This window comes from Cellulomonas sp. P5_E12 (assembly GCF_054049315.1).
On sequence record NZ_JBFUMP010000028.1, the window covers coordinates 21,061 to 35,467 of the forward strand.

Consider the following 14,407-nt stretch of genomic DNA (forward strand, 5'->3'; position numbering starts at 1 on the left):
ATGCCTGCACGCACCCGCACGAGGATCACGGCTCTCGTCGTGCTCGTCCTGGCCTGGGCGGGGCTCACGCTGGTGGGCCCGAGCGCGTCGGCGGCCTCGGTCGCGCTCAACCTGTGCGCCACGGCGGGGACCACCACGGTGCCCGGCGAGCTCGCGCCGGTCCCGATCTGGGGCTTCGGCGTGCCGCTGATCCCCGGCGACTGCGCGACCGCGACGCCGTCCCTGCCCGGCCCGACCCTGTCGGTGTCCGAGGGCGACACCGTGACGATCGCGGTCACCAACGCCCTGCCCGCCGGGACGACGGATGTGCCGCACGCGCTGCGGTTCGAGGTCCCCGGGATCACGTTCGCCGCCGGCCCGACGGATGCCGCGGTGGGCACGACCGTGACCCGGACCTTCACGGCAGGTGCTCCCGGGACCTACCTCTACCAGAGCGGCGGGGACGCCGGCCGGCAGGAGGCCATGGGGCTCTACGGCGCCCTCGTCGTGCGCCCGCCGACGCCGAACCAGGCGTACGACACCGCGTCGACCGCCTATGACGTCGAGGCCGTGCTCGTGCTCAGCGCGGTGGACCCGGCGTTCAACGCGGCACCCGACACGTTCGACCTGCACGCCTACAACGCCACGTCGTGGCTGATCGGCGGCAAGCCCTACCCGCAGACCGCGCCGATCGTCGCCGCGACAGGGCAGCGGGTGCTGCTGCGCTACCTGAACGCCGGCTTCGACAACAGCTCGATGCTGCTGGTGGGCATGCACCAGCGGGTCGTCGCACGGGACGCCCGTCTGCTCACCAACCCCGTCGACGCCGCCGCGCAGACCATCGCGGCCGGTTCCACCGAGGACGCGATCGTGACCGTGCCTGCGGGTGCGCCGCCCAGCACGCACGGCTTCCCGCTCTACAACCGGCAGCTGCACGTGACCAACGGCCCGCAGACCGGGACGAGCCCGAGCCCCGCCACCGGCGGCGGCGCGCTGACGTTCATCCACCCGTGAGCGGGGACCGCCCGTGACCAGCCAGGCCACCGTCGGGCCGACCGAGACGCCGACCCCGCCCCGCCCCCCGCACGGGTGGGGGTTCCGGCTGCTCGGACTGCTCACCGGCGCCGTGCTGGCCGCCGGGGTCGCGGCGGCGGGGATCGGGCTGTCGCACGGGTTCGCCGCGCGCTCGGCCGCCCTGGACGACGAGGCGGCGCCGGTGTCATGGGGACGGCCCGGCGTCACCGCCGACGAGCTCGTCCAGCGCAGCGGAGTGCAGATCACGGGAGTCACCGTCACCGGTGCGGGAGGCCTGGTGGACCTGCGGTACCAGGTGGTCGACCCCGACACCGCCAATGCCGTGCACGACCCCCAGAACCCTCCCGCCGTCGTCGACGAGGAGTCCGGCCTCGTGGTGCACGACCTGTTCATGGACCACTCGCACAGCGGTGCGTACACGGCCGGCGAGACCTACTACCTCATGTTCGTGAACCCCAACAACTGGATCCACCAGGGCAGCGTCGTGTCTGTGCTGCTCGGGGACGCGCAGGTCGAGCATGTGGTCGTCGAGTAGGCACGGCGTCGCGCGCCGGCTGGTCTCCGTCGTGGCGGCGGTCCTCGGCCTGTCGATGGTCGTCGGCGGGGCTGCGGGTGCCACGGCTGCGGGACGACCCCCCGTGCCGTCCGGGTCGATCGACCCGGTGCTCGAGGAACAGCTGGCGACGGCACCGCCCGCACAGCTCCTCGACGTCGCCGTGGTCCTGAGCTCGAGCGCCGACCTGCGGGCCGTCCGCAACCTGAAGCGGCAGGCGCGGCTCGCCGCGGTCGAGCGGACGCTGCGGGCGCACGCCGACCAGACGCAGAGGGGTGTCCGGACGCTGCTCGCGCAACGGCAGGCGCAGCACGTCGCCTCGGACATCGTGCCGTTCTGGGTGACCAACGAGATCGACCTGCGGGCCACACCCGCGCTCATCCGCGAGCTCGCCGCGCGGCCGGACGTCGCCCGGGTCAAGTCGACCATCGTGCTGCACGCGGCAACCGTCGCGACCGTTGCCGGGGCGGTCGCCGCGGCGACCGAGCCCAACATCGAGCGCGTCGGCGCTCCTGCGATGTGGGCGCAGGGGTTCCGCGGCCAAGGGATCGTCGTTGCCGGCATGGACACGGGCGTCGACGTCTCCCAGCCGGAGCTGGCGAGCACCTGGCGCGGCGGCTCGAACAGCTGGTTCGACCCGAACGGCCAGCACCCGACTGTGCCGACCGACGTCAACGGCCACGGGACCGCGACGATGGGGGTCATCGTCGGCGGCGCCGCGGGCGGCAGCTCGATCGGGGTGGCGCCCGCGGCGACCTGGATCGCCGTGAAGATCTTCGACGACCGCGGCGCGGCCACGTCGACGAACATCCACCGCGGGTTCCAGTGGCTGTTGGACCCCGACGGGAACCCGGCGACCGCCGACGCCCCGAACGTGGTCAACGACTCCTGGACGATGTCCGTCGCCGGCTGCTCGCTGGAGTTCCAGGCGGACCTGCGCAGCCTGCGGGCCGCGGGCATCCTCCCCGTCTTCGCGGCCGGCAACGAAGGCCCGACGGCGGGGACCATCCGCAGCCCCGCCAACAACCCCGAGGCCTTCGCGGTGGGCGGCACCGACAACGCCGACGGCCTCTACGCGTACTCCAGCCGCGGACCCGCGAGCTGCGCGGGTGCGGCCGCCCCGAAGCTCGCCGCGCCGGCGGTGGGCATCCGGACCACCGACCTGTACGGCCTCTACCTCACCGCCGAGGGGACGTCGCTGGCGGCGCCGCACGTCGCCGGCGCGCTCGCGCTGCTGCTCACGGCCTTCCCCGACCTGACCGCCGACCGTCAGGAGATCGCGCTGGAGACCGGTGCGGCCGACCTCGGGCGGCTCGGGCTTGACGACGACACCGGCTACGGGCGCCTCGACATCGCGGCCGCGTACCGGTGGCTCGCCACGACTCCTGACTTCACGGTCGCCGCGTCCCCGACGTCCGTGACGGTGTCCCCGGGGTCGTCGGCCGACGTCAGCGTGTCGGTCGGCGCTCTGCAGGGCTTCGCGGGCGACGTCGATCTCTCCCTCGCGGGTCTCGCCCCGGCGCAGGGCAGCGGCACCTTCTCGCCCGCCCGCGTCACCGGCGGGTCGGGGACCGCCACGCTCACCGTCTCAACCGACCCGACCCTCGCGCCCGGCACGTACCCGCTGACGATCACCGGGACGAGCGGCGCGGTCGCGCACGCGGTGCCGCTCACGCTCGTCGTCGCCGCCCCGCCGGCCTTCACGCTCGCCGCGTCACCCGCGTCGGTCACTGTGGCGGCGGGTGGCTCGGCCACGGTCGCCGTCGCCGTCGCGCCTGTGAGCGGGTTCTCGGGCGACGTCACGCTCGCGCTGTCGGGGCTCGCGGCACCGCAGGCGTGGAGCTTCTCCCCCGCCGTCGTGGCGGGCGCGTCCGGGAGCTCCACGCTCACCGTGACGACCACTCCGAGCCTCGCGCCGGGCTCCTACCCGCTGACGATCACGGGGACGAGCGGTTCGACGGTCCGCAGCACCAGCACCACGCTCGTCGTCGCTCCGGCGCCGGGCTTCACAGTCGGCGCGTCGCCGGCGGCGCGCACCGTGAACGCGGGTAGCGGTGCGACCTTCACCGTTGCCGTCGGCGCGCTGAACGGCTTCACCGGTTCCGTCGCGCTCGCCCTGACGGGGCTGCCCGCGACGGTCGGCGGGGCCGCGTTCTCGCCGCAGGTCGTCGCCGGGGCGGGCAGCTCCGTCCTGACGGTCACCACGCCCCCGACCGCGCCGGTCGGGACCTACCCGCTCACCGTCACGGGGACGAGCGGCGCCGTCGTGCACTCCGCCGCGATCACGCTGGTCGTCACCGCCCGCGACTTCGCGCTCTCGGCCGCACCGACGTCGGTCACCGTGACGCGCGGCCAGACCGCGACCTCCGTCGTCTCGGTCGCCCCGACCGGGGGCTTCACCGGCGGCGTCACGCTCTCGGCAGCCGGGCTGCCGTCCTCGTCGACCGCCACGTTCACGGTCAACCCCGTGGCGGCCAACGGGACGTCGACGGTCCGGGTCCGGACGACGTCCGCGACGCCACGCGGCACCTACACCGTGCGCGTCACCGGGAAGAACGGGTCGCTGGTGCACCAGGTCACCGTGACGCTGGTGGTCCGGTAGCCGCCTACCGCGAGGTCGGCACCGGGACCGGTTCGGCCTCGACGACGCGACCCGCGACCGAGCGTCGGTGGACGGCCGCGGCCACCACGGCGCCGAGGACCAGCAGCAGCGCGAGCCCGTCGGTGTACGGGGCGAGCGGCCGCGCGACGGTGGTGTCGGCGGGCTGGACGGCAGCGTCGACCCGCCAGGACAGAGGGACCGAGAGGCTCGCCCCGCCGCGGTCCACCACGGCGTCGACCCTGACCACGCCCGCCGAACGGACCTGCGACGTGCCGAAGTACCGGTTCTCGCCGACCTCCTGCAGCTCCACGACCGAGGTCGCCCCGCCGCTCGTGAGCGTGAGTCGGACGCCGTCCACGGGGGCCGGCGCCGGTCGCCGCGTGCTCGCGACCGTCACGGCGAACCCGTTGAGGCCGGGCCGGCTCGGCGTCGCGGCGACCGTCACGACGACGTCCGCGGCCGAGCCGCTGACCACCTCGGCCGAGGCCGCGGGAGTCGCGCCCTCGTCGGCCCTCGGCGACGTCTCGACGAGCACGCCCACCGCGACGAGCAGCACTGCCCCGACCCCGGCCTCGAGCCAGACGAGGCGCCGCGAGAAGGGCCGCAGCGCGCCGAGCGCGCGCGAGCCGTGCAGGCTCGTGGAGTTCCGGAACCCGAGGCCGAGCAGCACGGCGACGACCCCGAGCTTGACCAGCAGGGTGCGCCCGTACGCGGACCTCACCAGGCCGTCGACCGAGGCGATCTGCACGCCCGCGCCGTACAGCCCGGTGACCAGCACCACGGCCACGCTCACCAGCACGAGGCGCGTGAACGGCCCTCGGCACGCCCGAGCCAGCTCGACGCCGCTCGCCCCCGAGGCGTGCGGCCAGAGCACCACCCCGAGCGCCGCGACCGCACCGAGCCACAGGCACGCCGCGAGGACGTGCACGGCGTCGGCGGCGATAGCCTCCACCCGGAGCCCCTCGACCGCGGCGGCGTGGCTGCCCAGCGCCTCGATCCCGGCCAGGGCCAGCGTCGCCAAGACCGCCGCCGCCGTCAGCGCTCGACTGCGTCGCGCCGTCCCCGTCCGCGAGCGCACCGCGACGAGCAGGAGCGCAGCGGCGACCAGCGCGATCTCACGGGCGACCAGCAGGTGGCCCCACCGGCTCCCGACGAGCAGCTCACCCGCGGTGGATGCCCACGGCGTCGACGGCGGACGCAGCAGGCGCACCTGCTCCGCGAGATCGGCGACGCCGAGGAGCACGCCGAACGACGCCGCGCCGATCCCCAGCACCAGCAGCCGCCCGCGCGCGGTGCGGATGGTCACCCCGAGCGCGGGCGACGCGTCCGTCCTCGCCGAGACGGAGACGACGAGCAGGAGGACGGTCAGCGCACCGACCAGCGCCGCGAGCGCCGCGATCCGCCCCCAGCGCAGCGCGACGGCGAGGGGGGTCGGGCCGGCGGACTGCGTGGTCGCCGTCACGGGTGCCGTCGTCGGCGTCCCGACCGTGAAGACCACCGTGCCCGACGAGGTGTGGCCGTCGTCCTCGGCCAGCACCTGCCACAGCACCCCGTACGTCCCGGACCCGAGCCGGGGCAGCGCCAGCGCCAGGACCCGCGCGTCGTCGGACGACGGGGCGACCCGGACCCCGGGGACGGTCTCGCCGTCGTCGGCGACCAGCCGCGCCGTGCTCAGGCGGTGCGAGACCTCCTCGTCGAACCAGAGGGTCACGTCGGCCGGCGAGGCCGCGAGGATCGACCCGCTGGCGGGGTCGGACCGGACCAGCACCGCGTGCGCCTGCGCGGCCGGCGCGGCGAGCACCACGGCGAGCAGGACGCAGGTGAGCACGGCGAGGGCTCGCGCCGCGTGGCGACGGCGCCCGCGCGCCTGCCCCGGGTCGCACGCGCTCACCCGACGTCCCCACCTTCCCGGCGACCGCCTGGAGCGTCACCGCGTCGATGGCGCCGACACTAGGCACGGGCGGGTCCCGACGACGCAGGATGACGACACTGTCATCTGCTCGTCATGCGCCTACTGGTAGCTGACGAGGTCCGGGACAGGCTGGACGGCGTACGTCTGCGTCGGGTCGAGCATCGGCTTGTCCTCGTCGTAGAAGTTCTTCCAGCCCCAGTGCACCGGCGGCGCGTCGGCGCGCAGCGTGTTCCAGGTGCCGGCCTTGCCGGGCTGCGTCCCCTGGCCGTCCACGTGGATGACAATCGCGAGCTCGTCGCGCGACGTGTCCAGCCGGGCGCGGTCGGTGATCATCCGGCCCGCGAACTGGTGCAGGACGAGCATCTTCTGCGGGAGCGCCCGCTGCGCCGTGAAGTCCGCCAGCCAGGCGACGACGCCGTTGACCTCGTCGATGCCGACCGAGCCGATCTGGCGGAGGTGCACCTGGTCCGGCGCGAGTCGCCACTCCGGGTCGAGCGCCAGGCCGACGTACGGGAGCGCGAGCAGGTCCGCGTACTGCTGGGCCTGCGTGAGGAAGTCGGTGCGGCCCGGTTGCAGGTCGAGGACGACCGCCATGCCCGCGGCACCCGCGGCCTCGACCAGCGGGCGGAGGTCCGCGACCGAGCGCTCGTCCGAGTAGTTGCCGTCGTCGCCGGGGCCCCCGGAGGCGATGGTCGCGATGATCTCGACCGCCGGCACGACGGCGTCCACGGTGAGCGACCGGTACGGCGCCGCCGTGGCATCCGCCCGGGCGAGGGTCGCAGGGACGTCCTGCTCCCCCAGCACCCCGAGCGCCTTCGACCCGGGCGTGCCGTAGAGGGCCACGTACTTCTTGCCCGGCACGCCCGGGACCTGCGGGAACACCAGCTGGCCGCCGCCGCCGAGGAGAACGCCGGTGCGCGCGGCCGCCACGCGGCGGGCGAGCTGCTCCGGCGCGCCGAACGCGGACCCGAGCGCGAGCGTGTGATCCGGCGCGGCTKCGGCGATCGCCTGGACGCCGGGCGTCGTCGCGCGGGGGTCGCCGCCGGGGGTGTCGAGCACCGGCACGCCGGCGGCGCGGATGGTTGCCAGCGCGGCGAGCGGGTCGACGCCGACGCCGGTGAGCGCGACCGTGCCCGCGACCGGGGCGGGCGGGCGTGTGCGCGGGAGCGTCGGGGGTGGTGACGGGGACGTCGTCGGTGTCGGGGTCGGCGGGGCGACCGGGACCGTGCCGGCGACCACGAGCACGGCCGGACGCGGCGACGCCAGGGCGCGGACGGCGGCGGCCTCCTGACCGGGGACGACCTCGGTCGGCGCGCCGAACCCCGCACCCGTCGCGGCCCCGAGCGTGGCCGCGTCCGCGCCGGGGACGACCGGGACCACGACGAGCCCGGCCGGTGGCGCGAGGGCGGCCGCGCCCACCAGCAGCACGGCCCGCGCCTCGAGCCGGGTCAGCTCCGCCACGACCGGCGCGGGGTCGGCGGCCGCCGACGTGAGCAGCACGGGAACGCCGAGCGCGACGGCCGCCGACGACGCGGTGAGCTGTGCCGCGACGTCCTCGACAGGGGCGACGACGGCGACCGGCGCGGTCTCGAACAAGGCACGAGACGCCTCCAGCGCGGCGTCCTGCGGGGTGGCCGCGGGCAGCACCGTTGCGGCCTCGTCGGGCGCCCCCACCTGCGCGGACACCGGCGTCGGGGTCGGCGTCGGCGTCGGGGTGGGAGAGGCGGTCGATGGTGTCGGCGTCGCCCGCTGTGTCGCGCCGTCGTCCGTGCAGCCCGCGAGCGCGAGCAGGGCGAGCACGGTCGCGGCCACGGCGGCGCGTCGTCGGCCCACGGGCACGGCGGTACCTCCTCGTCGCGATGGACGGTCAGTGTACGAGGGCCGCGTCGAGGCTGATCGGACCACCGGCCGCGGGTCCCTGCGGGGGGCCTCGTCTCGTGGCGTGCCGGGGTGCCGCATACCTGGTCCACGGTGCGTTGACCCCTCGCGCACGGCCGAGGCGTGCGAGCCTCGACCCATGGGATCCGACGAGACCGCAGGTCAGGTGCTCCAGGCCTACGTCACCGCGCAGGCTCAGCGCCTGCGCGCGGTCGCGCCCGGCGTCCGGGCGGGCGACGACGACGCCGTGCACGACGCCCGGGTGGCCACCCGACGCCTGCGCGCCGCCCTGTCGGTGTACCGGCCCGTGCTGGACCGCGCCGCGACCGAGCCGGCGCGCGACGAGCTGTCCGATCTCGGGCACGTGCTCGGCGGCGCCCGGGACGCCCACGTGGAGCGACATGCGCTGCTGCGCCGGCTCGCGGCCGAGGACCCGACGCTCGTCGTCGGACCGATCGAGCGGCGGATCGACGAGGACCGCACCGCGGCGAGACGGATCGCGCTCGACCAGGTCGAGTCCTGGCTCGCGGCCGACCGCCTCGACTCCCTCCTCGACGTGCTCGCGCGCGACCTGCCGGCCGGTCCCGCGCACGCCCGTGCCGCCGGCGACGTCCTGCCCCGCCGCGCTCGCCGGGCGTGGCGGCGCTACGACGACGCGGTCGAGGCGGCGGCCGACCTCCCGGCGGGGGACGAGCTCGACGAGGCGCTGCACGAGATCCGCAAGGCGGCCCGGCGCGCTCGGTACGCCAGCGAGGTGGCGGCGGCCGTCGTCGGCGGGCCCGCCCGCCGCAGCGCACGGCGCGCGAAGCGCGTCCAGGAGGCGCTCGGCGCCCAGCACGACACCGTGACCCGTCGCGAGACCCTGCACCGCCTCGCGCTCCAGGCGGAGGCCGACGGCGAGAGCACCTTCACCTACGGCCGGCTGCACGCGCTCGAGGAGGCGGCTGGTGACGCCGCCGAGTCCGAGGCGCGGCGGCGCGTGGACCGGGCGAGCGCCCGGGGTCACCGTCGCTGGATGCGCTGACCCGCGGTCAGACCGCCCCGGGCTCCGCGCGATGGTTGTGGCCCAGGTTCTGCAGGAACCGCGGGCCGACGCTCGCGAGCTCGCGCTCGTAGGCCGAGGCCCACGTGCCGTACGGCGTCCCCGCGAGCGCGTCGTTGGAGAACCGGGCGTCGGACGTCACCTCGGTGACACAGAACTCCGGGATGGTCAGGTCGGTGACCGGGCCGCCGCGCTCGACCTCGGCGACGACCAGCGGCGCGTTCCCGCCGGCGAACGTGTCGACCACCCAGCCGTCGTCGCCCAGCCAGACCGAGTGCCGCGTCTTGGCCACGCGGGCCCCGCCACGGCGGACGAGCTCGAGGCCCACGCTGACGTCGAGCTCGCGCTCGGCCTCGTACCGGGTGCCCTCGTTCATGGGTCCCTTCACGGTGATGGCGCAGAAGTCCATCTGGTCGGCGTAGCGCTCGAGGATCGCGAGCTCGTCCAGTCCGGGCTCGAGCACGAGGCCCTCGACGGTGGCCTGCACGCGGACGCGGACGGCGAAGCCGGCGTCGGCCAGCACGTAGCTCTGGACGATGAGGGCCGGCGAGGCGTCGAGGAGGTCGGCGGGCACGTCGCGCGCCCAGAAGCGACGCTCGAACTCGAAGTCGCCGTACCCGGTGTCGCTCACGCTCCGAGGTTATCGGTCACTCCGTGGTCACCGCGTCGAGCACGGGCAGACGCGCCGCACGCACCGCCGGCCAGAGCGCCGCGACGACGCCGACCACGACGGCGAGCGCGAGCATGAGCGCGAGGCTGGTCCACGGGATCGCGAGCGTGCGGAGTCCGACGTCGGCGAACACGGTGGGCAGCGTGGCCGCGAGCGCGACCCCGAGCACCAGCCCGACCGTCGTGCCGAACACCGCGGTGAGCACCGACTCGAGCGTGATCGTGGTGCCCAGCTGCAGCCGTCCGAGGCCGACCGCTCGGAGCAGCCCGATCTCGCGGGTGCGCTCGATGACGGACAGGGCGAGCGTGTTGATGATGCCGAGGACGGCGATGACGATCGACAGCCCGAGCAGCGCGTAGAGGATCACGAGCACGCGGTCCACCTGCGCGGCGAGGTCGGAGACGAACTCCTCGCTGTCCATCACCGAGACCACGACGTACGGGCGCACGGCGTCCGTGAGCTCGCCGCGCAGGGCCGCCACGTCCGCGCCGTCCGTCGCGGTGACGAACACCGTGGTGACGCGCTGCTCGTCGGGCGGCAGCAGCTGGTCGAGCAGGGTCTGCGACACGACGAGCGGCACGCCGAACGCGGGCGAGTCGATGACGGCGCCGATGGCGACCGTCCGGGAGTCGCTCGATCCGACGAGCTCGAGGCGCTGACCGACCACCCAGTCCTCGTCGTCCATCGTCGTGCGCTGCACCGCGACCTCCCCCGCCGCCAGCGCCTCCGGGAACGAGCCCTCCACCTCCTCGGTGCGGATGCTGCGGCCGACCGCCGTCGGGTCGATGCCCGTCACCGCGAGGTTCGCGCCGTCCACGAGCACCACGCCGGTGGCGAAGGTGTCCGCGGCGCGGACGTCGGGCAGGGCGCGCACGCCATCGATCGCCTGCGCGGGCACGGTCCCCTGGGCGGCGCCGCGCAGGATGTAGTCGGTGGTGGCCTCCCGCGCGACGATCGCGCTGGTCGACGCCTGCGTGGTGGCGGCGATGACCGCGGCGGCTCCCACCAGCGCCATCCCGATCATCAGCGCGCCCGCGGTGTTGGCCGTGCGTCGCGGGTTGCGAGTGACGTTGCCGCGGGCGAGCGGACCGACCGGCCGCCACGGGAGGATCGGCACGGACAGCACCCGGAGCATGCCGCGCGCCAGCACCGGCGACGCGGCGAGCACCCCGAGCACGACCCCGCCGGCCCCGATCCCGAGCAGCGCACCGGCGTGCTCGGCGGTGGGGTCCAGGAGGGCGACGACCACCGCGCCGATGCCCACGAGCAGCAGCACCACACCCACGACCGCGCGCCGGCGCAGGGAGCGCTCCGGCAGGGTGACCTCGTCGCGCAGCGCCTCGACCGGCGGCACGAGGGCGGCCCGGCGCGCCGGCAGCGCGGCCGCCAGGACGCTGACCAGGGTGCCGACGAGCACGGACACCACGAGCGTGAACCCGTCGAGCGGCACCCGGCCCGTCAGCTGCATGCCGACCCTGCCGAGCACGGAGCGCAGCACGACTACGAGCCCGAGGCCGCCCGCGACGCCGAGCGCCGCACCGACCACGCCGACGATGGCCGCCTGCAGCACGATCGAGGAGAACACCTGCAAGGGTGACGCCCCGACCGCGCGCAGCAGCGCGAGCTCGCGGGTCCGCTGGCGCACCCACATGGAGAACGTGTTGGCGATGATGAACGCGCCGACGAACAGCGAGATCCCGGCGAACACCAGCAGGAACGTCGTGATGAACCCGAGGACCGTGAGGATGTTCGCGGTGGCCTGCTCCCGCACCTCGTCCCCGGTCACCGCCTCCGCGGGCACGCTCGACGCCGCGGCGACCGGCGCGATCCGGTCCACCAGCTGCTGCTCGGTGAGCCCGTCAGCCGCCTGGACCGAGATCGTCGCGACCGTGCCGTCCGGGGCGAAGGCGGCGGTCGCGGTCGCCGTGTCCAGGAACACGACGGTCGCCCCGGCCAGGGCCGACCCGAGCCCCATCTCCCCGACCACGGTCACGGGCCGGATCTCGCCGCCGACCACCACGCTCGTCGCGTCACCGAGCGCCAGTCCGGACGCGCGCAGCGTCGCCGACTCCACCGCGATCTCGTCGCCACTCACGGGCGCCCGCCCCGCGACCACCTGCGCGGCCCGGTCCCGCGGGTCGTAGGCGAACCCGAAGCTCGGCGCCTGCGTGCTCTGCACGGCGGTCCCGTCGGCGCCCACCAGCACCAGAGGACCCTGCAGGTCGGGCATCGCCGCGGCGACGCCGTCGACCGCCTCGAGCCGGTCGACGAGGGTCAACGGGACGGGGTTGCGCGTGTCCGGGCTGATCCGGTCCGGCCCGCCGGTGCCCCCGGCGGGGTCGGCGCCGCGGACGTAGGCGTCGCCCAGTGTGGTCGTCGCGACGATGTCCGTGAACGTGCTCCCCAGCATCGTGCGCAGCGCGAACGTGCCGGCGACGAACGCGACCCCGAGGGCCACCGCGAGCACCGACAGGCAGAACCGCACGAGGTGCGCCCGCACCCCGCGCAGCGCGACGCGGATCATCGGGACGCGCGGATCGCGGTCAGGGCGGCGAGCACCGACTCGGCCGTCGGATCCCGCAGCTCGCCGACCAGCCGGCCGTCGGCGAGGAACAGCACGCGGTGGGCGTAGGCCGCCGACGTGGGGTCGTGCGTGACCATGACGACGGACTGACCGAGGTCGTCGACGCTGCGCCGCAGGAACCCGAGCACCTCCGCCGCCGAGGTGCTGTCGAGGTTGCCCGTCGGCTCGTCGGCGAACACGACGGCGGGGCGCGCGACCAGCGCCCGCGCGCAGGCCACCCGCTGCTGCTGCCCGCCGGACAGCTCGCTCGGCTTGTGCCCGAGCCGGTCCGCGAGCCCGAGGGTCTCGACGACGAGGTCCAGGTGCGCCCGGTCCACGTGCCGGCGCGCGATGTCCAGCGGCAGCGTGATGTTCTCCAGCGCCGTCAACGTCGGCACGAGGTTGTAGGCCTGGAACACGAACCCGACCCGGGTGCGCCGCAGCGCGGTCAGCTTCCGCTCCGACATGCTGCTCACCGTCTCGCCGTCCACCACCACGGTGCCCGACGTCGGCCGGTCCAGTCCCGCCAGGCAGTGCATGAGCGTCGACTTGCCGGACCCGGACGGACCCATGATCGCCGTGAGCTCACCGCGGACCAGGTCGACGTCGACCCCGTCGAGCGCTCGCACCGTGGTCGTTCCCGCGCCGTAGACCTTGACGAGGTCCCGCGCGGAGGCGATGACGGGCGTGGGCATCGCGGCGTTCCTCCTGGTACGGGGCAGCTTCGGGTCCGATCGTCCCCTGTGACGCTCACCACCGCGAGCCCTCCGGCGGTATCCCGTGTGAGAGAGTGGGGCCACCAAGGGCTGCGCGAACCTGCGCGCCCCGCGTCGTGGAGGTCCCCCGGAGCAGTCGCTCTGGTTGCTCTGGCGGCGGACCCCGACCAAGCCCGAGAGGCTCTATCTGTGACTTCCTTCGCCGATCTTGGCGTGCCCTCTGCCCTGTCCGCCGCACTGACGGCCCAGGGCATCACCTCCCCCTTCCCCATCCAGACCGCGACGCTGCCCGACTCGCTGGCGGGCCGTGACGTCCTCGGCCGCGGCCGCACCGGCTCCGGCAAGACCCTCGCGTTCGCCCTCCCGCTCGTCGTGCGCCTCGCCGCGACCGCCGGCAAGGGCAAGGCCGCTCGTCGGCCCCGCGCCATCGTCCTGGCCCCGACGCGCGAGCTCGCCTCGCAGATCGACGCCACCATCGCCCCGCTGGCCAAGGTGATGGGCCTGAACACGACCGTCATCTTCGGCGGCGTCTCGCAGGGCAAGCAGGTCTCCGCGCTCAACGGCGGCATCGACATCGTCATCGCCTGCCCGGGTCGCCTCGAGGACCTGCTGAACCAGAAGGCGCTCACGCTCGACGACGTCCAGATCACCGTCCTGGACGAGGCCGACCACATGGCCGACCTGGGCTTCCTGCCCGGCGTCAAGCGGATCATGGACAAGACCCCGAAGGTCGGCCAGCGCCTGCTCTTCTCGGCCACGCTGGACAACGGCGTCGACCAGCTGGTCAAGCGCTACCTGACCTCGCCGGTCGAGCACTCCGTCGACAGCGCCGAGTCGCCCGTGGCCGCCATGACCCACCACCTGTTCGAGGTCCGCGACGCCGACGCCAAGAAGCTGGTCGTCCACCACCTCGCCTCCGGCACCGGCCGCCGCGTGCTGTTCATGCGCACCAAGCACCAGGCCAAGAAGCTGGCCAAGCAGCTGACCATGGACGGCATCCCCGCCGTCGACCTGCACGGCAACCTCGCCCAGGGCGCGCGCGAGCGCAACCTCGAGGCGTTCTCGTCGGGCGCCGTCCGCGTGCTCGTCGCCACCGACATCGCCGCGCGCGGCATCCACGTGGACGACATCGAGCTCGTCGTGCACGTCGACCCGCCGGCCGAGCACAAGGCGTACCTGCACCGCTCGGGCCGCACCGCGCGTGCCGGCTCGGGTGGCGACGTCGTCACGATCGTCCTGCCCGAGCAGCGCGGCGACGTCCGCCAGCTCACGCGTGCCGCCAAGATCACGGCGACGCCGAAGCCCGTCTTCCCCGGTGACGCGACGCTCACGCGCCTCGTCGGCGAGGTCGCAGCACCCGTGAAGTACGTCGCCCCGCCGGTCACCGCCTCCACCGGCGGCGGCAACGGTGGCGGCGGCGGCGGTCGCGGCCGTGGTCGCGGTCGCGGCGCGGCCCC

Annotated in this window: 10 protein-coding genes; 5 read left to right on the forward strand and 5 right to left on the reverse strand. The window is 75.0% G+C overall.

Annotation, left to right across the window (positions count from 1 at the left end; all coding sequences use genetic code 11):
* Genes ACXJKA_RS17850 through ACXJKA_RS17860 form a run of 3 tightly spaced genes read left to right on the forward strand, consistent with a single transcriptional unit; the run spans nucleotide 1 to nucleotide 4,169 of the window.
* Nucleotides 1-993 (forward strand): multicopper oxidase domain-containing protein, encoded by a 993-nt coding sequence (locus tag ACXJKA_RS17850; protein ID WP_456826539.1) that lies wholly within the window; start codon nucleotides 1-3, stop codon nucleotides 991-993.
* A gap of 13 nt (nucleotides 994-1,006) precedes the next feature.
* Complete coding sequence (locus ACXJKA_RS17855) at nucleotides 1,007-1,549, forward strand: hypothetical protein (protein WP_456826540.1); 543 nt, start codon at nucleotides 1,007-1,009, stop codon at nucleotides 1,547-1,549.
* Nucleotides 1,533-4,169, forward strand: a complete 2,637-nt coding sequence (locus ACXJKA_RS17860; RefSeq protein WP_456826541.1) for a S8 family serine peptidase — start codon at nucleotides 1,533-1,535, stop codon at nucleotides 4,167-4,169. The genes ACXJKA_RS17855 and ACXJKA_RS17860 overlap by 17 nt, the downstream gene beginning before the upstream one ends.
* Before the next feature lie 4 nt (nucleotides 4,170-4,173).
* Here the strand turns inward: ACXJKA_RS17860 and ACXJKA_RS17865 are convergent, their stop codons facing one another.
* Together ACXJKA_RS17865 and ACXJKA_RS17870 are read right to left on the reverse strand one after the other, a co-directional pair.
* Nucleotides 4,174-6,060: a copper resistance CopC/CopD family protein gene (locus ACXJKA_RS17865; RefSeq protein WP_456826542.1), complete on the reverse strand. Its 1,887-nt coding sequence runs from the start codon at nucleotides 6,058-6,060 to the stop codon at nucleotides 4,174-4,176.
* A gap of 120 nt (nucleotides 6,061-6,180) precedes the next feature.
* Nucleotides 6,181-7,914 carry a hypothetical protein gene (locus tag ACXJKA_RS17870; protein WP_456826543.1) on the reverse strand — a complete coding sequence of 578 codons (1,734 nt, stop codon included), beginning with the start codon at nucleotides 7,912-7,914 and terminating at the stop codon, nucleotides 6,181-6,183.
* Nucleotides 7,915-8,098: 184 nt separating this feature from the next.
* Between ACXJKA_RS17870 and ACXJKA_RS17875 the strand changes: the two genes are divergently transcribed.
* On the forward strand, nucleotides 8,099-8,983 hold the full coding sequence (locus tag ACXJKA_RS17875) for a CHAD domain-containing protein (RefSeq protein ID WP_456826544.1): 885 nt from the start codon (nucleotides 8,099-8,101) through the stop codon (nucleotides 8,981-8,983).
* A gap of 7 nt (nucleotides 8,984-8,990) precedes the next feature.
* On the opposite strand, the gene ACXJKA_RS17880 is transcribed toward ACXJKA_RS17875, so the two are convergent.
* From ACXJKA_RS17880 to ACXJKA_RS17890, 3 genes are read right to left on the reverse strand one after another with little or no spacing between them, the layout of a single operon-like run.
* Nucleotides 8,991-9,632, reverse strand: coding sequence for a hypothetical protein (locus tag ACXJKA_RS17880; protein ID WP_456826545.1), 642 nt, complete (start codon nucleotides 9,630-9,632; stop codon nucleotides 8,991-8,993).
* 16 nt (nucleotides 9,633-9,648) lie between these two features.
* Nucleotides 9,649-12,195, reverse strand: coding sequence for an ABC transporter permease (locus tag ACXJKA_RS17885; RefSeq protein WP_456826546.1), 2,547 nt, complete (start codon nucleotides 12,193-12,195; stop codon nucleotides 9,649-9,651).
* Nucleotides 12,192-12,929, reverse strand: coding sequence for an ABC transporter ATP-binding protein (locus ACXJKA_RS17890; protein ID WP_456826547.1), 738 nt, complete (start codon nucleotides 12,927-12,929; stop codon nucleotides 12,192-12,194). The genes ACXJKA_RS17885 and ACXJKA_RS17890 overlap by 4 nt, the downstream gene beginning before the upstream one ends.
* Before the next feature lie 210 nt (nucleotides 12,930-13,139).
* Between ACXJKA_RS17890 and ACXJKA_RS17895 the strand changes: the two genes are divergently transcribed.
* Nucleotides 13,140-14,407 (forward strand): DEAD/DEAH box helicase (locus tag ACXJKA_RS17895; protein ID WP_456826548.1); only part of this gene is annotated, 1,268 nt, incomplete at its 3' end.

What these genes read in the sequence shown, in the direction of transcription:
- ACXJKA_RS17890 (WP_456826547.1), bottom strand. Translation starts at nt 12,929, where the DNA reads ATGCCCACGCCCGTCATCGCCTCCGCGCGGGACCTCGTCAAGGTCTAC.
- ACXJKA_RS17885 (WP_456826546.1), bottom strand. Translation starts at nt 12,195, where the DNA reads ATGATCCGCGTCGCGCTGCGCGGGGTGCGGGCGCACCTCGTGCGGTTC.
- ACXJKA_RS17850 (WP_456826539.1), top strand. Translation starts at nt 1, where the DNA reads ATGCCTGCACGCACCCGCACGAGGATCACGGCTCTCGTCGTGCTCGTC.
- ACXJKA_RS17875 (WP_456826544.1), top strand. Translation starts at nt 8,099, where the DNA reads ATGGGATCCGACGAGACCGCAGGTCAGGTGCTCCAGGCCTACGTCACC.
- ACXJKA_RS17860 (WP_456826541.1), top strand. Translation starts at nt 1,533, where the DNA reads ATGTGGTCGTCGAGTAGGCACGGCGTCGCGCGCCGGCTGGTCTCCGTC.